This window comes from Allomuricauda ruestringensis DSM 13258 (assembly GCF_000224085.1).
Taxonomy (GTDB): domain Bacteria; phylum Bacteroidota; class Bacteroidia; order Flavobacteriales; family Flavobacteriaceae; genus Flagellimonas; species Flagellimonas ruestringensis.
The window spans coordinates 3,130,845-3,147,568 of record NC_015945.1 but is presented as its reverse complement, the minus strand read 5'-3'; the positions used below and the strand labels follow the sequence as shown (position 1 = coordinate 3,147,568).

General features: G+C 39.6%; 19 protein-coding genes. 3 read left to right on the top strand and 16 right to left on the bottom strand.

What is annotated here, in order from left to right; genetic code table 11:
- The first annotated feature begins 341 nt into the window (after window positions 1–341).
- On the top strand, window positions 342–1,748 hold the full coding sequence (gene cls / locus MURRU_RS14160; RefSeq protein ID WP_041801575.1) for a cardiolipin synthase: 1,407 nt from the start codon (window positions 342–344) through the stop codon (window positions 1,746–1,748).
- On the opposite strand, the gene MURRU_RS14155 is transcribed toward cls, so the two are convergent.
- The 11 genes from MURRU_RS14155 to MURRU_RS14105 all read right to left on the bottom strand — a co-directional run bounded on the left by MURRU_RS14155 (window position 1,743) and on the right by MURRU_RS14105 (window position 10,889).
- Window positions 1,743–2,750, bottom strand: coding sequence for a 2-hydroxyacid dehydrogenase (locus tag MURRU_RS14155; RefSeq protein ID WP_014034160.1), 1,008 nt, complete (start codon window positions 2,748–2,750; stop codon window positions 1,743–1,745). The genes cls and MURRU_RS14155 overlap by 6 nt on opposite strands.
- A gap of 21 nt (window positions 2,751–2,771) precedes the next feature.
- Window positions 2,772–3,218 (bottom strand): hypothetical protein, encoded by a 447-nt coding sequence (locus MURRU_RS14150; protein ID WP_148261520.1) that lies wholly within the window; start codon window positions 3,216–3,218, stop codon window positions 2,772–2,774.
- Window positions 3,219–3,266: 48 nt separating this feature from the next.
- Window positions 3,267–3,707, bottom strand: coding sequence for an Hsp20/alpha crystallin family protein (locus tag MURRU_RS14145; RefSeq protein ID WP_014034158.1), 441 nt, complete (start codon window positions 3,705–3,707; stop codon window positions 3,267–3,269).
- Window positions 3,708–3,784: 77 nt separating this feature from the next.
- Window positions 3,785–4,162, bottom strand: coding sequence for a hypothetical protein (locus tag MURRU_RS14140; RefSeq protein WP_148261519.1), 378 nt, complete (start codon window positions 4,160–4,162; stop codon window positions 3,785–3,787).
- Window positions 4,163–4,273: 111 nt separating this feature from the next.
- Complete coding sequence (locus tag MURRU_RS14135) at window positions 4,274–4,702, bottom strand: hypothetical protein (RefSeq protein WP_014034156.1); 429 nt, start codon at window positions 4,700–4,702, stop codon at window positions 4,274–4,276.
- 13 nt (window positions 4,703–4,715) lie between these two features.
- Window positions 4,716–5,567, bottom strand: coding sequence for a universal stress protein (locus MURRU_RS14130; RefSeq protein WP_014034155.1), 852 nt, complete (start codon window positions 5,565–5,567; stop codon window positions 4,716–4,718).
- A gap of 58 nt (window positions 5,568–5,625) precedes the next feature.
- The gene (locus tag MURRU_RS14125) at window positions 5,626–6,435 is read right to left on the bottom strand and encodes a universal stress protein (protein ID WP_014034154.1); all 810 of its coding nucleotides are present in this window, start codon (window positions 6,433–6,435) and stop codon (window positions 5,626–5,628) included.
- A 9-nt stretch (window positions 6,436–6,444) separates the two neighbouring features.
- Window positions 6,445–7,287 (bottom strand): universal stress protein, encoded by an 843-nt coding sequence (locus tag MURRU_RS14120; RefSeq protein ID WP_014034153.1) that lies wholly within the window; start codon window positions 7,285–7,287, stop codon window positions 6,445–6,447.
- Window positions 7,288–7,441: 154 nt separating this feature from the next.
- Window positions 7,442–8,278, bottom strand: coding sequence for a universal stress protein (locus MURRU_RS14115; RefSeq protein ID WP_014034152.1), 837 nt, complete (start codon window positions 8,276–8,278; stop codon window positions 7,442–7,444).
- Window positions 8,279–8,365: 87 nt separating this feature from the next.
- Window positions 8,366–9,415, bottom strand: a complete 1,050-nt coding sequence (locus MURRU_RS14110; RefSeq protein ID WP_014034151.1) for a response regulator — start codon at window positions 9,413–9,415, stop codon at window positions 8,366–8,368.
- Entirely contained in the window at window positions 9,393–10,889 is a 1,497-nt protein-coding gene (locus tag MURRU_RS14105) for a sensor histidine kinase (protein ID WP_014034150.1), read from the bottom strand. The genes MURRU_RS14110 and MURRU_RS14105 overlap by 23 nt, the downstream gene beginning before the upstream one ends.
- Window positions 10,890–11,008: 119 nt before the next feature.
- On the opposite strand from MURRU_RS14105, the gene MURRU_RS14100 reads away from it, so the two are divergent.
- On the top strand, window positions 11,009–11,416 hold the full coding sequence (locus MURRU_RS14100; protein WP_014034149.1) for a hypothetical protein: 408 nt from the start codon (window positions 11,009–11,011) through the stop codon (window positions 11,414–11,416).
- Here the strand turns inward: MURRU_RS14100 and MURRU_RS14095 are convergent, their stop codons facing one another.
- From MURRU_RS14095 to MURRU_RS14085, 3 genes are all read right to left on the bottom strand, one after another.
- A complete protein-coding gene (locus MURRU_RS14095) occupies window positions 11,417–12,238 on the bottom strand; it encodes a universal stress protein (RefSeq protein ID WP_014034148.1) in 822 nt (273 codons plus the stop codon).
- A 140-nt stretch (window positions 12,239–12,378) separates the two neighbouring features.
- Window positions 12,379–12,669: a chaperone modulator CbpM gene (locus MURRU_RS14090; protein WP_014034147.1), complete on the bottom strand. Its 291-nt coding sequence runs from the start codon at window positions 12,667–12,669 to the stop codon at window positions 12,379–12,381.
- Between the two features lie 6 nt (window positions 12,670–12,675).
- Window positions 12,676–13,590: a DnaJ C-terminal domain-containing protein gene (locus tag MURRU_RS14085; protein WP_014034146.1), complete on the bottom strand. Its 915-nt coding sequence runs from the start codon at window positions 13,588–13,590 to the stop codon at window positions 12,676–12,678.
- A 176-nt stretch (window positions 13,591–13,766) separates the two neighbouring features.
- On the opposite strand from MURRU_RS14085, the gene upp reads away from it, so the two are divergent.
- A complete protein-coding gene (gene upp / locus MURRU_RS14080) occupies window positions 13,767–14,420 on the top strand; it encodes a uracil phosphoribosyltransferase (RefSeq protein WP_014034145.1) in 654 nt (217 codons plus the stop codon).
- 7 nt (window positions 14,421–14,427) lie between these two features.
- On the opposite strand, the gene MURRU_RS14075 is transcribed toward upp, so the two are convergent.
- Together MURRU_RS14075 and MURRU_RS14070 are read right to left on the bottom strand one after the other, a co-directional pair.
- On the bottom strand, window positions 14,428–15,798 hold the full coding sequence (locus tag MURRU_RS14075) for an MBL fold metallo-hydrolase RNA specificity domain-containing protein (protein WP_014034144.1): 1,371 nt from the start codon (window positions 15,796–15,798) through the stop codon (window positions 14,428–14,430).
- A 6-nt stretch (window positions 15,799–15,804) separates the two neighbouring features.
- The gene (locus tag MURRU_RS14070; protein ID WP_014034143.1) at window positions 15,805–16,647 is read right to left on the bottom strand and encodes a hypothetical protein; all 843 of its coding nucleotides are present in this window, start codon (window positions 16,645–16,647) and stop codon (window positions 15,805–15,807) included.
- Window positions 16,648–16,724: the final 77 nt, after the last annotated feature.

The window sequence follows — 16,724 nt, the reverse complement described above, 5'->3', positions numbered from 1 at the left end:
CTAATCGAATCCATGGGTTCTAAAATTAACTAGTGTTCTTTTAGTTTTATGTTAATTTTAACCTAAAATCCAAGAGGTAAAACCTTAATTTTCCAATACTTAATTAAGCGTTGCCATTTTTTATTTATATCACAGTTGACTGTTATTTTTTAAATAAAATGCAACCTTCATCCCTTTTTTGTATCCTTTTTCTCTTATTTGTTACAGTTTTATTGATTTTTATTTAACAATCAATCCTACAAACGTTTTAAAATATTAAAACCATTAGTTAAAAAGAAGCGTTCGATCGCCCAAATAGTTTGATTAACTTGTCAATGAATTTTAATGAATCAATACAGTTAATGCTAATACCTATTCTCATAGGACTTTATATTATAATTGCCCTGTTGATGGTTGTTAGTCTGCTTTTGAACGGGGTTAGGCCCAGCAAGACCTTAGCCTGGTTATTGGCCATTTTTACCATTCCCGTGGCTGGCGCGCTCCTCTATATTTTGTTTGGCAGAAACAGAAGGAAAAGCAAGATGTTTTCTTTAAAAAATCAGTTTAATCCTTTGGATGAATTGGAAAATGCCCATTGCCATTCAGAAATATCCGCCAACAAACAAAAAATAACTTCCTTAATCAACAATACTTCAAAATGCCCCGTTACATGCCTTAATGATTTGGAATTGCTGAAAGATGGGAAGAACACCTTTGAAAGTATATTTGAGGCGCTGGAAGAAGCCAAAGAACACATTCACCTACAATATTACATTTTTGAAGACGGGATTTTGGCCGATAAGCTATTGGAGGTTTTTGAACGAAAAGTAGCTGAAAATGTTACTGTGCGATTGTTGTATGATGGGATCGGTAGTTACTCCTTGAGTAAAAAATACCTTAAAAGGTTAAAGCAAATCGGAGTGGAAACTGCCCAATTTCTTCCCTTTAAATTTGGTAGGTTCCTTAGCGCACTGAATTACCGAAACCACAGAAAAATTATTGTAATCGATAATAAGGTCGGGTTTACAGGCGGCATCAATATTTCGGATAAGTACCTAAAAGGGGACCCTGCATTGGGCAAATGGCACGATACGCACTTAAAGATTGAAGGTGAGGCTGTTGATTATTTGAACCGGATTTTTGTGGGCGATTGGTATCTTGCCAGTGAAAATAAAGTGGATATTGCTGCATTCAAGGTGTACAAGGCTCCCCAAAAAGGTACCTCACTACAAATAGTTCCGAGTGGCCCTGATGATGATTTTGATGTAATGGAGCAAGCCTATTTTTCCATCATCAACAGTGCTGAGAAATACCTTTACATCGTTAATCCATACATCATTCCAAACCATGCAATTTTACAAGCACTTATTACTGCTGCGCTAAGCGGGGTAGATGTTAGGATTTTAATGTCGTCCAGTACAGATATTAAACTTGTGGACTGGTGTGTTAGGGCCTATTACGAGTCTTACCTTAAGGCCGGAATCAAAATTTATTTGTACGATGATGGTTTTTTGCACAGTAAAGTTATGCTGTGCGATGATGAGATTGCCAGCATTGGTACGGCAAACCTCGATAACAGGAGTCTACAGCAAAATTATGAAGCACAAGTCTTTGTTTATGACGCCGCCCTGTGCAAACGCATGAAATCTGATTTTTTAAAGGATTGCGAAAAGTCTATTGTCCTAACAGATTATGAAAAATACAAGAAGAGGCCTTGGATCAAAAAATTGGCCCAAGGCTTTGCCAAATTGTTGAGCCCTTTGTTATAACGAGATGGTTTCGTAACCCAATTCGTTTTTACAGATTTTCCCTTCTTCCCAGCAATCAAGGTTATAAATGGTGGTCTCTGCGATTCTTTCAAGGGCTTCTTTGGTTGCGAAGGCTTGGTGAGGCGTTAAAAGTACATTGGGCAATGCGATCAATTCTTGTAAAAGCGCATCGTTCAATCCTGTTTTACTGTTATCCCTAAAGAACACACCCCTTTCATGTTCATAAACATCCGTGGCATATCCTCCAAGGTGACCACCTTTTAATGCGCTGATAACATCTTCCGTTTTTACGATACCTCCTCTTGCCGTGTTGATCAATAAAGCACCCTGCTTCATTGCCAAGAACAATGGTTCGTAAAAAATGTGATGTGTTTCATAATTTAAGGGCACATTTATACTGATTACATCCGATCTTCTGCATAGTTCTTCCAAAGGAAGGTATTCCAGATCATAATGATTTTCCAGGTATTGGTTCCGTTTCACATCGTTGGCCACCACCTTACATCCGAAAGCATGGAATATTTTCACCAAAATGGAACCGATCCTTCCAGTTCCCACAATACCAACAGTTTTTCCGTTCAAATCAAACCCTACCAAATCATCCAATAAAAAATTGTGCTGTTTTACTTGGGCATTGGCTTGAATCAACTTACGGTTTAGTGCCAACAATAGCCCTACCGCATGCTCGGCTATGGTGTGGGGAGAATACTCCGGCGCATAGGCTACTTTAAGCCCTATTCGTTTGGCGGACTTAACACTGACATTGTTATAACCCGTTGATCTTAGGGTAATGTATTTTACTCCGAGCTCCTTTAGAATCTCCAGAACCACCAAAGATGCTTCGTCATTTGAAAAAATGGAAACGGCATCGTACCCAGCTGCCATAACCGCAGTTGTGGAGTTCAGGGTATCGGGTACGAATTTGATCTTATGCTTGTTACCATTGGATTTTTTCAGTTCTTTTATCTCAAAATCCTTGGCGCTGTACACCAGTACTTTCATATGCTTTGTTTCTAAATAAACTTAGTTCAACAATCTTTTTTGCTTTTTACGTTTAATCACGTTGGATACGATATTGAATATTTTGGTTTTGGAGTCTCTATATTTTACAAAGTAATCTTCTATCTCCTTGCCCAGATCATTATGCGTGTCCAAGTAGGCCTCCTCCATTTTTTCTTGGTTTACCTCATCTACCATGATCTGAAGTTGATTCTCGTGCAATTGCACTTTTTTGAAGAGGTCCACCAAGTCTTTCTCCAATTTGTTCAAGGAAGCAACAACAGGTTGTACGGTTTTGAACATATCGGAATCTATAATATCCAATGTGTAGTCCTTCACCATTTGGTTCAGAAATTTTTGCTCATCTCGGGCGAATTTTAATTCAGAGGACCACCTTTTTGATTCTTCGTGCAGCTCGTCCGCACTAAACCATTCCCTAAACTTTCTTTTATTTGATTTTGTTTCCATCATTTTAATGCTTTGGACGGCAGATGAAAGTTCATCTGCCGCGAACTCCGGTTACACTACCTCTATTACTTTTTTCTGTTCTTCCTTGGCTTCTTCCATTTTAAGGACTTTAAGCGTAAGGATACCGTTTTTGTAAACTGCCTTTACTTCTTTTGACCGATCAACAGAAGCGGGCAATTGCAATGTTCTCGTAAATGCATTGTAGTTGAATTCCTTTCTGGTGAAGTTTTCTTCTTCCTCGGTCTCTTCCCTTTCTTTTTGTGCAGAAACTTCCAATACATCATCTTTTATAGTGATCTTGAAATCTTTTTTTTCGAATCCAGGTGCGGCAAATTCAATTTCAAAATCATCTTTGTGTTCCTTAACATTCATTGATGGATGGGTTTTTTCCAAATTGAAAAAATCATCGTCAACAAATGCATCTCGATTGAAGAAATCAATCAATCTCTCATTCCATGGAAATCGCTTTCCGTTCAATTTTACAAGTGACATACCTATTTAATTTACTGATTAATGAATATTTGACAATCCGACAAGTACTGTATTTTACGCTACAAAACACGGTCAAGTCAGTATGATGGTTTCTTTTTTTTGAGCACTGATCCTGCATAATCATAAACCTCCTTTTTAAGATTGATGTAGGCTTTTATATAATCTGTTATTTTCTTATTGAGGTTCTGGTGCTTTTGGTAGTAGTGGTCATCACATTCATCACGTACACATTCAAAAATGCCACCAAGTCCATTTTCATGTTTCTTAATGGTTTCGGATAGTGATTTTCTTTTCCTCTTGGAAGTGTTGAAATGTTCTTTGAATGTTTCCAGACGCTCGAAGAGTTTGGGAGTACATGGCTCAAATACATAGGAATCCAACAGCCCTTGGATAAAGGCCATTTCACCTTCGATAAACTGCAAATAAGATTTCCAATTTTGCAGTTCTCCGTGCATTATCTCTATTTGTCTCTCCCTTAACATCGTTATTGCACTTTATTAAATTGCTATTGAATGTAAGGTTTGGTCGGTTATTGTGAAATGATCTAAATCATATTGATGACTTAGTTAAGTGGCATCAGGATATCGGTCATCCATTCCAAAAGATTGTTTCACCAATGCTTTGAACTGGTTCTTGGTCATGCTATCCACCGTTTTGGTGGTCTTTATCTTCGAGGCCAATTTTGGATGGTTGTCTTTTAGGGACTCTACAAATTTTTCCGGGGCTTCGGCCGGTCCAAAAATGGCTATCTGGTCCGCATCGGAAATCTGCTCGGCTATCTCTTCAAAATAATTTTTCAGCTGATGTTTTTCCCGCTCAAGATATTTGCTATCCTGAATAACATCTTGCGGGCCCCATCTGGTTTTGGACCGTGACCCTCCCTTGGGGTTAAAAAACTCCAGTTCCGAAGGAATGTTAAAAAGACTTTCCTTTCCATTGTCCAATATTACTCCGTTGGCTTCTAGTTTGTCCAACCATATTCCTACTTGCTTCATAATCTCATCTTTATTAATTATCGTTCAGTTCCAAAATGGGCACTTGGGGGTCAAACCCTATCTTTTTTACCAAGGGATTTGAAAGGACACTCCCGAAGAACAAATGTTTTCTGTTCAAAAAGGCCACCATGTCGCAATTGTTCTCTTCTATAAACTTGTTGATGCCATCACTGATCTTATCGGCGGGCAGAAAATGCATTTCATAATCTGTGCCTTGTAAAATTTCTTGCAGCAGTTCCTTGTTCATCTCTTCTTTTCGGCTGAGTTTTCCATCCTTGTCCTTATCTATGTGCACCACGTTGATCTTTGCATCGTGCAATTTGGCTATCTCTATTAAATCCCCTATTTCCTTTCTCTTAAAAGGGGTTTTATAATCCGTGGGAAAAACAACCTCCCTTGGTATTTGGAACATATAGTCGTTGGGTACCGCAATAATGGGACATTCTTGTATCTGTTCCATCACATTTACGGTATTGGTGCCAAATATGCGGGCTTTGGATTCGGTAATTCCTTTGGTGCCCATTACAATAATATCGATGTCCTTTTTGTCGATTACAATTTTAATGGCCTCGCTTAAACTGTTGAAGGTTGTAATGGTATGGAATTGGTGCTTATCATTTTGAGGATGAAGTTTTATGATTTGCATCAATCGTTCCATGCCTTCTTCAGATTCTTCTTTTGCCGCTTCATAATAAGGTTCCCCTATTTCGGGAACCCTCATACTGTCCAAAGTATATCCTGAAATATGAAAGGCATTGAGTATATAAAAATCACATCGCACATTACTGTATAGCTCCAAGGCGTACCTAATGGCATTCAATGCATTTTTGGAATAGTCCGTAGGCAACAAAACTCTCTTGTTCATGATGGTTTTTGTTTTAGCGAAAATTACAGTACATCAAAATGTTATACCATGATTTTGGTCAACTGTTCGGCAGAATCAAAAAGGGTACCTTCAATTTTGTATTAAGCTCTTTTATAATGCCCTTTCCTATAAACTCCAAGAAGAAATGATGCGGATAATACACCATGCAGAGCATATCTATACTCCAGAGGTCCACAAATTCCAAAATGGTGTTCACCTTGCCATCAAATACGGGTAAAGCAACCTCTTTGGAACTGTTTTCGGAAATGGCCCTGAGAAAATCGGTCTTATTTTTCTTGGCCGTCCGATCATCTTTATTTTCCTCAATCACCATGGGGACAATTGCACTATTTGTTAAACCACTAAAAAATTGGAGTGCTTTGATGTTCTTTTCCGCAATTGGTCTCGCATAATTGGATGTAAATGCGATTTTATCGACTTTTTTAAAATCAATCTCCAAAGGAACGATCAACACAGGGCAACTGGTTATCTCCCTTACCAGTTGCATGGCATTGTTTCCGAACAATATATGTTTTATCTCTTCTTGTCCCTTATTTCCGATTACGGTAAGGTCCGCCTTGTTCGCTTTGGCATATTCAGCAACTCCCTTGGTCATATCGGAGCAAAGGGAAACTTTTTTAAAGCTGTGTTTTTTGTTCTCTCCCACATCTCGGACCAAACGGTGTACCAAGGCGTCCAATCCTTGGCTTGAATCCAATTTAGCTTTTTCCATATCTGGATTATTCTCAGTACTACACACATTTACAATATGAAATATGCATTCCTTGTTCATGAACAACCGAGCTGCATAATACAATGCATTATAGGAGTTGTTGGAAAAATCGGTGGACACTAAAATCTGTAACATGACTTTTGCTTATGGGTTGATGGGAAGTACTAAAAAAGGAACCTTGCTATGGAAACCTATATTTCTGATTATTGGTTCTACAAAGAGACGTTCCAAGAACGAATGTTTGTTCTTTACCATAGCGAGCATTTCCACCGGGGTTTCTTGTTGAAACCCATTAATGGCCTCGATTAATTCTTGGTCCGGTAAATCGTAAAACTTATGGTTATGTTCCAGTAATTTACCTTGCAGATAGGTTTTGTGGTCAGTTTGATCAATATTAAGCCCTTCTGGAGCGGTTACATGCATTATGTGTAGTTTGGAGTGCCATAGTCTTGAAAATTTGAGCAGAAAATCCAGATTGGCTTTTTTATAATCCACTTCATAGTCGGTGGGGAACAAAATATTACGTGGGGGCTCATATTCAAAACCAGAAGGAACGGCCAAAATTGGAATGTCCGATTTTTGGATTACATGTACCGTGTTGGAACCAAAAAGAATTTCCTTGGCACCAGTTGCTCCTTGTGTTCCCATCACAATAAAATCTATATTTTCCTTTTGGGATATAGATGCAATCTCGTCTGTCAACGAATTAAAGGCCGCATGGGCAACAAGGGTATGTTTTGATACATTGAACTGGGCCTGAATTTTCTCTTTGGTGTTTTCCAAGGCTTCCTCCGCTCGATATCTTTCATCATCGGGTAAACCCAATTGTCCAGGACTTCCCAATGTATAATCAATCCTATAAATGGCCGGGGTATATGCATGTACCAGATAAAACATGCAGGTGGAATTCTCCAATAATTTTACCGCATAGGAAATGGCATGGAATGCATTTTCGGAAAAATCGGTGGGCAATACTATTTTGATCATAATTCCATTATTTAAAAACCTACTACTGTTAACAAAGCTACTTATGGCGTTGGTCAAATACTATGATTTACATCACATACCCAAACTATTTTAAAGCTATAAAAAATAGGTCTTATATCTTCCCAAGGAATTCATAAACAGTTGAAAACAAAGCTTATTCGTGAATTACGAAGAATGGAACTTTTGTATGGAAACTTATTTGCTCCACAATGGAATCAAAGAGGATTTGTTGGATAAAGTTTAGGTTTTTGGCCACCATTACGATCATGTCGATCTCGCGGCTCTCCATAAAACACTGTATGGCCGATTTAACCTTTTGGTTTGTTATGGTATGTAAACTGTGTGCTCCAGGAAATGTATCCTCCAGAAAATCCAAAAGGTGCTCCTTGTTCTTTTCCTGCTCTTTGTTTAGACTGTCTCCTTCCTTTAGGGCATTCATAACCCTAAGCTTGGATTTTCCCAGTTCCACCATTTCTTCCATTGGGTGTAAAATACGTAGGGAATAAAAAATATTGAAATCTGTGGGAAAAGCTATTTCCCTGGGTTTGGACAGTTTAACTTGCACAGGTACAATAAGGGTATTGCATTGCACTTTGGTAATAACATCACCAGCATTGCTTCCCAGTATTTTCTCTTTAATTCCCGAAGCTCCCTTGGTTCCCATTACAATCAGGTCAATGTTTTGCTCCGCTATGTGTTTTTTAATGGTAGAAGTAAAAAAACCGTACTCATGCAATGCAAAAAAAAAGTGGTTTGCCTCGGTGCTATGCTTCCTGCATTCCTTAACCAAGTCCAATAATTTTTTCTTTGTGTTTTCTGTGGGCGCCCCATCTGATTCTTGAAAGGACTCGGCATCTATTTTTGTATCCAACAGCGTGCCGACATAAAGCAAATAAAAATTGCATTCCATGGAACTGAACAGTACCTGAGCATACTTTAATGCCTGAATGGAGTTCTCGGAAAAATCTGTCGGAACAAGAACATTTTTCATGTGTCATAAATTATGGGTACAAGTTTATCATTCGTAGAAAAAAAAGGAATGATAAATATCACTTAAGCTATTTATGACACATATTTTTTAATTCACGTTCTGCAATGCTTCTTTATCCAGCACCATAATGTTTCTGTTTTCTATGGTGATAAGGCCTTCGTGTTTAAAATCCGATAAGGTTCTGATGAGGCTTTCCGTTGCAATACCGGCCACCCCGGCCAGGTCGCTTCGGGATATTTTTAAAGGTTCCAGCTTATCTTTATTAATGGCCCTGCTAAACATTAAAAGGGTCTGGGCCGTTTTTTTTCTTACGGAACTATAGGCCATTTGCAACAACTGGTTTTTAATGTTTGCCAAATCCCCGGTTATGACATCCATAAGCTCTAGGGAAACACTTTTGTTGTCTTCCAAAATGCCCTTTACCTTTTCTTTGGATATTCCGGCCAATTCCACTTCTTCCATTGCCGATGCGTACTCCTGATATGGCAAGTGATCCGTCAAAGAGGTGAATCCTAAAAAATCGTCTTCGGAGTACACCGATGTAATCAGTTCTTTTCCCTCTTCGTCCAATCCACAACTTTTTACGACCCCTTTTAAGATCAGATACACCATATTGGAGTGATCCCCTTTTGAATAAATGGTTTCATCTTTTTTAAAAGAAAAAAGTTGACCATGATCATCAAAAAAGTTCTTCAGTTCGTTCAATGATCTAATTTCCTGTTCCTGTGATGTTGTTTTTGGGTATTCCGCTAGAGCGACTCCCATTTCTTTGGCTTTTTCCAACCGGCATTGAATGGCCGACAAAAGTTCTTCCTCTTCAAAAGGTTTGGTCAAATAATCATCAGCTCCAAGGTTCATACCCCTTCTAACATCTTGCTTCTCCGTTTTTGCAGAGACAAAGATGAAGGGGATGTAACGGGTAGTCTCAATTGATGAAAGTTGTTCCAATACTTCATAACCGTCCATCTCCGGCATCATAATATCACATAAAACCAAATCCGGTTGTTCTTTAATAGCCTTATCCACTGCTATTTTTCCATTTGATGCCGAACATACATTAAAACCGGACAATTCCAACAGTTCAGCTACATTTTCCCGTAGCGAGGTGTCATCCTCAACCAGTAATATTTTTTTCATTTTCCTTGTTATTTATGGGTATGTACAGTGTAAATGTGGATCCTCTGCCCAATTCGCTTTTAAACGTTACATTGGCATTGAGGTTGTGCAGGTGCTGCCTTACAATATTAAGGCCTATGCCGGTCCCTTGCACGGTGAGCACATTGCTGGCCCTATAGTATCTATCAAAGATAAAGGGTTGGTCTTCCAAAGGTATTCCCAAACCTTGATCGACAATATCAATATGAAGGTGTCCATTTTCTTTTGATACCACAAGCTCGATAGTCGAATCTTCCGGTGAATATTTTATGGCATTGTGCACAAGGTTGGAAAGGGCCAATCCCAAGATTTTTTCGTCAAATTCCACTTCAATCCCATCAATGTTCTCGGGATATTGAATTCGCTGTCCTTCTTTTAGGAGCATATTGGAATCGTAAACCACTTCATTGATCAATTTACTCAAAGGGAAAGGGGACATGGAATAGTTGACCTTTCCAAGGTCCAAACGTTCTATGGACAAAAAGTCCGTAAGAATATTGTCCAAATACTTTACCTTGGATTTGATGGTACCAATGTGCTTGTCCCTTTTGTCCTGCTGTTCGGATTCTATATATTTGGACAAGAGCGAGGTAGAAGTAAGAATACTGCTGAGCGGAGTTTTAAACTCATGCGAGACCAAAGAAAGAAACTTCGTTTTCAGCTCATTCAGTTTTTTCTCTGCTTGGAGCGCCTGCTTCAACTGTTGTGTTCGCTCCTCTACCTTGTTTTCCAGTTGTTGGGTATAGTTTTTTCTTTCGGTAATATCCAGCACAATGGCTACGCATACCTGTTGCTTGCCCAACAATGATAATTGCAGGTGCACCTCAACAGGGTAAGTGGAACCATCTTTTCGTTTATGGATTGTTTCAAAAATTACTTTTTCTTTTCTTTTTGATAGTAAAGGGGATACCAGCCTACGAAATACCTCTTCGGTAAGTGCTGGTTTAATGTCCATTACCGACATCTGGCCCAACTCTTCCATACTATATCCCAAATTGTGTTGGGCGCCTCGGTTTACATTGATAAAAACAAACGATTCTGCATCAAAAACATAAATTTCGTTAAGGGACTCATCAAAGATTCGGAACCAATGGTCCATCGCCTCTTTAGCTTTCTTTTGCTCAGAAATATCCATAATCAGGGCCAAAACATATTTGCGTTGGCGTAATTTGAACGGGTTTAGGCTTATCTCCAAAGGAAATTCAGTGCCATCCTTGCGCTTGCCCACCAAATCCTTGCCTTTTCCCATCTGTCTGGCCTTGCCCTCTGTCATAAAATTATTGACCAATCCCGTATGGTGATCCCCTAATTTATCCGGAAGCAATAATTGCAATGGTTTGCCAATAAGTTCACCCTCGGGATAACCGAACATTTTATCGGTGGTAGTGTTGCTGGCAGTAATCATTTGTTGTTCATCGACAACAAGGATGCCTTCCGAGATTACCTCCGATAACATCCTTAACACGTTACTTTTTTCAAATACTTCCAAAACGAAAAATGAATTTACTGATTTTGGTCATGGGGGGAAAGTTTTTGCATGACTATATTTAAACTTTTACAACTAAATTTAAGAAAATGTTGGAATCTAAGAAAAAGCTCGGAAACGAACTTTATCAAAGTTTGGGAAAATTGTTCTATGCCATGGCCATGGCAGATCACAGCATTCACGTACAGGAAGTGGAAAAGCTCAACGAAGTGGTTCGTGATTATTGGCTAGAGGTTGATGATATTGAGGATGAATATGGTACGGATTCTGCTTTCCAGATAGTGTCCGTTTTTGATTGGCTATTGGAATATGAAAAGGAAAGTGAGGAAATTTATGAAGAATTCGAAGCTTTCTATACCGATAATAAGGTTCTGTTTACTCCGCAGATCAAAAATCTGGCCATGTCCACATCAAGGGCCATTATCGCTTCTTTTTCGGGCAGCAATAAGTCGGAACTCATTTTATTGGGACGCTTGCAATTGCTCTTTAACAATTGATCATAATTTAATGGTCATTACCGGTAGTTCGGCGTGGTTGGAGACATTTTCCGCCAAACTTCCCACCACAAAATGGGCCAAACCTTTTCTTCCATGGGTTGGAATGACCAACAGGTCGGCATCCTTCTCATTGCAATATTTAAAGATTCCCCGTTCTAAACTTGGGTGGCTGTAAAAGTTAATTTGAATATCTTTGCCCAACTCTTTTTTGAAGGCTTCCATTCTTTTCTCGACGATATCGTACCCTATAAAGTTTGCCCCAGTGGTATTAATATATACGACTTCCAAACTGGCCTTGTATAATTTGGCAAATGCATCTGCTTTCTTGTAGACAGAAATGTTTTCCTTGGCAAAATCACTGGCCATTACTATTTTTTTTATCGTAAAATCTTCGTGCTGATCTTTGATTACAATTACGGGGATATCTGAGGTGCGCACCACCTTTTCGGTATTGGAACCAACGAACAATTCACTAAAGCCACTCGTTCCGTGCGAGCCCATGACCACCAGATCACAATGTTGTTCTTGAGCCACTGCGTTTACTTCCTCAAAATCCTTGTAATTTTGGATAATCGTCTCTACAGAAACATTTTTGAGATATTCCTTTTCCGTATACTCTTTGATTTTCTCTTTGGCCAGTTTCAAATAATATTTGGCCTCTGCCTCTTCGGCAATTTCAGAATTGGCCAATACGGAGTCCGACAGACCGAGCATGTGAAACAAAATAATTCCGGCCCCATGCTGTTTGGCTATTTTTGAGGCAACTTCGAGGGCGTATTCGGAATGTTCGGAAAAATCGACAGGTACCAATATTTTTTTCATGACATCCATTTTTAAGACAAAATGGTTCTCTTTTTAAAAAAGGACATGAACCATTTCCATTTGTTGCGTTTTCCTTTAAAGGTAACATGGGGATGCAATGATTCCTATGATCTTGGTCATATCTAAAATTGATGGGGTGCTTACTTCAGTGTGTCCAGCTTCTTTTTAAGCGAGGCAACTTCTTCTTGTAAACTTTCCACTTGCCCTAAAAGATGATGGATAGCCTGAATTCCTTCGGGATTTATATCCAGCTCTTTGTGCAGGCGCACCATTTTTTCCAGAAGCGGTAGGTCCTCTACATGAAGCTTTCCCTCATCTTGTTCGTATGCTATTTGTAAAATCTCATACTCGTACATGGAGTAAACAAAAGATTCGCCAATCCCATAACATTCACAAAAAGTTTTAATAGATATGTAGTTCTCTTGTTTCATGTCTTTTTATTCTAGGTTGGTTTTCTCCAAAGATTCAAAAAGCGATTGCTGCTCTTGTGTCAGGTTCTTGGGTATTTTTACCGTATAGGTCAGGTACAAATCCCCAAATTGGCCTTCCTTCTTGTATTTTGGAAAGCCTTTCCCTTTAAGTTTAACCTTGGTGCCATTATCGGTACCGGGCGCTACTTTTAATTTCACTTTCCCGTTCAGGGTCTCTACCTGTATTTCTCCCCCAAGTACGGCCTTTACCAAAGGTATTTGGACTGTTTTGTACAAATTTGCCCCATCGCGTTTAAACGTAGTATTGTTCACAATAGAAAACGTAATGTACAGGTCACCTGCTGGACCGCCTTCAATTCCTGGCCCGCCATGTCCTTTTATTTTGATGGTCTGCCCATCTTCAATACCAGCGGGAATGGTCAAGCGGATATTTTTCCCATTTACGGTGAGTGTCTGTTTTTGGGTAGTGTACACATCCATCAAGGACAATTGGAGCTGGGCGTTGTAATCTTGACCCCTAAAACGAACCCTTTGCCCTCCTGGGCCAAATCCAGATGCCCCCCCTCCGAACATGGACTCAAAAAAGTCTGAAAAATCTTGAGCAGACCCTCCTGAGCGGCTGTAGGTATAGCCTGAATAATCCCCACCCCGACTTTGTTGAGATCTTGACCGTTTCGCTTTCTCGAACTCTTCTGCATGCTGCCAATCTTTTCCGTACTCGTCGTATTTTTTTCTTTTCTCGGGATCCGAGAGCACTTCGTTGGCCTCATTAACACGCTTAAAATTTTTCTCCGCCTCCTCGTCGTTGGGATTTAGGTCGGGATGGTATTTTCTTGCGAGCTTACGGTACGCTTTTTTAATTTCGTCGGTAGGTGCTTTTTTATCTACCCCCAATACTTTGTAATAATCAATAAAATCCATAGGCGATACAGAAATCTGAATTCGTAATACCTCACATCACTGTTTCAAATTTCGTTAAAAATCTTCTTTTTTTACAATGACCTTTATCAGTATCCAAACTACACTTTTAGCTAACGTTTTTCATTTTTATATCTTCCCAACAACATTTACCTTTAAGAAGACTCAATTTCCAGATAATGATCATCCATCAGTTTGACCAGACCAATTCAATCCTGAATACTTTTATTTCAGAAATCAGGGATGTAAAAATCCAGAAAGATGCCATGCGTTTTCGACGCAACATTGAACGCATCGGTGAGGTTCTTGCCTATGAACTCAGCAAAACCTTGGATTATGGGGAAAACGAAGTAAAAACTCCGTTGGGCATTAAAAAATCGTTTTTATGTTCGGATAACTTGGTGCTCTGTTCGGTACTGCGGGCCGGCCTCCCATTGCACCAAGGGATTTTAAGCTATTTTGATGGAGCCGAAAATGCCTTTATTTCGGCATACCGCCATCATCCAAACAACGATGATGATTTTGAAGTGATCGTGAAATATTTTGCGGCACCCTCGCTTGATGATAAGGTTTTAGTATTGACAGACCCGATGTTGGCCACGGGAAAAACATTGGAAAATGTACTCGATGCCCTTAAAAGTCATGGAACCCCAAAACAAATCCACATTATTTCTGTTATCGGTTCCAAGCCCGGAGTTGCAAAAGTTAAACAGGATTTTCCAGAAGATACCCATTTGTGGATTGCCGCTGTTGATGAAGAACTTACGAGCAAGGGATACATTGTTCCCGGTCTTGGCGATGCAGGGGACCTGAGCTATGGTGTAAAATTATGATATGATTTCAGAGGAGAACCTCAAGCACTTCGTGCATCTCGGGAACATGACAGTTCCAACCATATTTTTCATGAATTTTACCTTTAAAAACTTCCATAGCCGCTTTTTCGCCATGAACCAAAAATACTTTTTCGGGAATGTTTTTTATGGAATCCATCCATGTCAACAGTTCTGGTTGATCAGCATGGGCCGATAGGCTTTCCAAATGGTTGACCTTGGCTTTAACAGAAACATATTTTCCGTAAATTTTGAGTTCCGTTGCTCCTTCGAGCAGCTTCCTTCCCCTAGTTTCCTCTGCTTGGAAACCTACAAGTAAAATGGAGGTGGTTTCCATATCCCCTAATTGTTTTATATAGGTAAGTACCCGCCCCCCAGTAACCATACCGCTGCCCGCAATCACAATTTTTGGCCTGGGGTCATCAATAATCTCCCAAGTTTCGGCATACGAGCTCACTATTGAAATATGGTTGCACATATTGTGATATTCCTCCAAAGTAAGTTTGTGCCAACTTGGAAATTGTTCAAATACCTCCAATACATTGTTCCCCATGGGACTATCCACAAAAATGGGAATATTCGGGATCCTGTTCTTTTTATAAAGCTTCCAGAGTTGGTACATAAGGGATTGTAAACGCTCCACGGCAAAGGAAGGGATAATCAAGGTTCCTCTATTGTGCAAGCTATCCTTCACGAGTCCGGTTAAAATATGTCCTACGTTCTCATCTGGATGCTGCCTGTCCCCATAGGTGCTCTCTACAAATAAATAATCGGCCCACTCAGGTTGTTTCGGAGCGTTGAGCAATTCGTCCTCTTGTCGACCAACATCTCCCGAAAACACAAACCGTTTTCCATGAAGGTCGATTTCGATATAGGTGGAACCAATAATATGGCCGTTGTATAAAAATGTTGCTGAACAGTTATCCGAAAGTACAAGGTTATCCCCTTCTTCTACCCTTTCAAAAAACTTCAAAGCAAAGGCAGCATCTTCTTTGGTGTACAAAGGCAAAGCGGGATTATGTTTACTATAGTGTTCCTTGTTGGCCCTCTCCGCTTCTTCCTCTTGTATTTTGGCGCTGTCTTCAAGGATAATTCTTGCAATTTCCAAGGTTGGTCCCGTTCCTAGAATCTTCCCCCTGAATCCTTGGCGAACCAAAAGGGGCAGGTATCCGCAATGGTCCAAATGTCCATGGGTAAGCAGTACATAATCTATTTCTGAAACATCTATGGGAAGACGTTCCCAATTTTGTTTGCGCAACTCCTTTACACCCTGAAACAAACCACAGTCAACCAAAATTTTGACCTCCTCGGTCTCCAAGTAAAATTTTGACCCGGTCACAGTTCCTGAGGCACCCAAAAAATGAATTTTCAGCTTTTTCATATTCGTTTACAAATTGCAAAGTGATTTCATTTCTTTCAGAATCCGTTGCTTTCGCCCGTTGGAAACCCCAAAATGGTCGAGCAAGAAACTATTCTTTATCAATTGCCTGCACAGTACAACGTCCCGTTCCAATAAGAAATCTTTTTCCCTTCCCGACAATAGTGTGGATACCGTGATAGGATACAGGCGTAATCTATCTATCCGCTCCTTAAGCCCATCGCCATTTGGATAATCCCAGCTCAGAAGATATAGCCCCACACATGTTCCATAGTCGAGGGCATCTTGGGTAAATCGCGTGTTGGTCACTACCCAACCCTCAGTAGTTTTAAATAACTTTTCTTTTTGTGAATTCAATGGGGCCTTAACATCCTTATACCTTGAGTTGATGTAGAGGGGAACTTTTACGCTACATTTAATCCCATCATCTCCGTGGAATTTACATTCAATCACATTCAAAGTGCCATTTTTAGTGGCAAGTACATCAATTTCATGTGAAACGCAGGTGCCCTGCAGCATCTCGCCCACTTTGGTTTCGTAACCAGAGTAATACAAAATACCGCTGATAAATTTTTCAAAAGGAAAACCCGTAGGCCCTAGTTCGTAAATTGCTTTTTTTAGTTTGTATTTTGATGCGTAGACCGACTCCTTCTTCTTTAAAAGGGCAAAGGCCCGATTGTAAATTTCCCGAGTGGAAATACCTGGATAAAGTTCGTCTTGGACACGTTGCACAATCTCTTGAACCATATCATCGCTGGCTCCACTATATAGAAGCGATTTCTTTAGCTTTTCAACAGAAAACTCAACCTGAGCCCCCGTTGATTTGGTTATATGAAATTCCCTAATTGCCATACTACTAAAATAAGCAACCTTTTAGTTCTCGCCCTGGATTTTGATTAAAATCGGATATCAAAGAAACACTTTGTATT

What these genes read in the sequence shown, in the direction of transcription:
- MURRU_RS14145 (WP_014034158.1), bottom strand. Translation starts at nt 3,707, where the DNA reads ATGTCACTTGTAAAATTGAACGGAAAGCGATTTCCATGGAATGAGAGA.
- MURRU_RS14110 (WP_014034151.1), bottom strand. Translation starts at nt 9,415, where the DNA reads ATGAAAAAAATATTACTGGTTGAGGATGACACCTCGCTACGGGAAAAT.
- MURRU_RS14130 (WP_014034155.1), bottom strand. Translation starts at nt 5,567, where the DNA reads ATGAACAAGAGAGTTTTGTTGCCTACGGACTATTCCAAAAATGCATTG.
- MURRU_RS14155 (WP_014034160.1), bottom strand. Translation starts at nt 2,750, where the DNA reads ATGAAAGTACTGGTGTACAGCGCCAAGGATTTTGAGATAAAAGAACTG.
- MURRU_RS14075 (WP_014034144.1), bottom strand. Translation starts at nt 15,798, where the DNA reads ATGAAAAAGCTGAAAATTCATTTTTTGGGTGCCTCAGGAACTGTGACC.
- MURRU_RS14100 (WP_014034149.1), top strand. Translation starts at nt 11,009, where the DNA reads ATGTTGGAATCTAAGAAAAAGCTCGGAAACGAACTTTATCAAAGTTTG.
- MURRU_RS14115 (WP_014034152.1), bottom strand. Translation starts at nt 8,278, where the DNA reads ATGAAAAATGTTCTTGTTCCGACAGATTTTTCCGAGAACTCCATTCAG.
- upp (WP_014034145.1), top strand. Translation starts at nt 13,767, where the DNA reads ATGATCATCCATCAGTTTGACCAGACCAATTCAATCCTGAATACTTTT.
- MURRU_RS14105 (WP_014034150.1), bottom strand. Translation starts at nt 10,889, where the DNA reads ATGTTATCGGAGGTAATCTCGGAAGGCATCCTTGTTGTCGATGAACAA.
- MURRU_RS14095 (WP_014034148.1), bottom strand. Translation starts at nt 12,238, where the DNA reads ATGAAAAAAATATTGGTACCTGTCGATTTTTCCGAACATTCCGAATAC.
- MURRU_RS14090 (WP_014034147.1), bottom strand. Translation starts at nt 12,669, where the DNA reads ATGAAACAAGAGAACTACATATCTATTAAAACTTTTTGTGAATGTTAT.
- MURRU_RS14135 (WP_014034156.1), bottom strand. Translation starts at nt 4,702, where the DNA reads ATGAAGCAAGTAGGAATATGGTTGGACAAACTAGAAGCCAACGGAGTA.
- MURRU_RS14150 (WP_148261520.1), bottom strand. Translation starts at nt 3,218, where the DNA reads ATGATGGAAACAAAATCAAATAAAAGAAAGTTTAGGGAATGGTTTAGT.
- MURRU_RS14120 (WP_014034153.1), bottom strand. Translation starts at nt 7,287, where the DNA reads ATGATCAAAATAGTATTGCCCACCGATTTTTCCGAAAATGCATTCCAT.
- cls (WP_041801575.1), top strand. Translation starts at nt 342, where the DNA reads ATGCTAATACCTATTCTCATAGGACTTTATATTATAATTGCCCTGTTG.
- MURRU_RS14085 (WP_014034146.1), bottom strand. Translation starts at nt 13,590, where the DNA reads ATGGATTTTATTGATTATTACAAAGTATTGGGGGTAGATAAAAAAGCA.
- MURRU_RS14140 (WP_148261519.1), bottom strand. Translation starts at nt 4,162, where the DNA reads ATGCACGGAGAACTGCAAAATTGGAAATCTTATTTGCAGTTTATCGAA.
- MURRU_RS14070 (WP_014034143.1), bottom strand. Translation starts at nt 16,647, where the DNA reads ATGGCAATTAGGGAATTTCATATAACCAAATCAACGGGGGCTCAGGTT.
- MURRU_RS14125 (WP_014034154.1), bottom strand. Translation starts at nt 6,435, where the DNA reads ATGTTACAGATTTTAGTGTCCACCGATTTTTCCAACAACTCCTATAAT.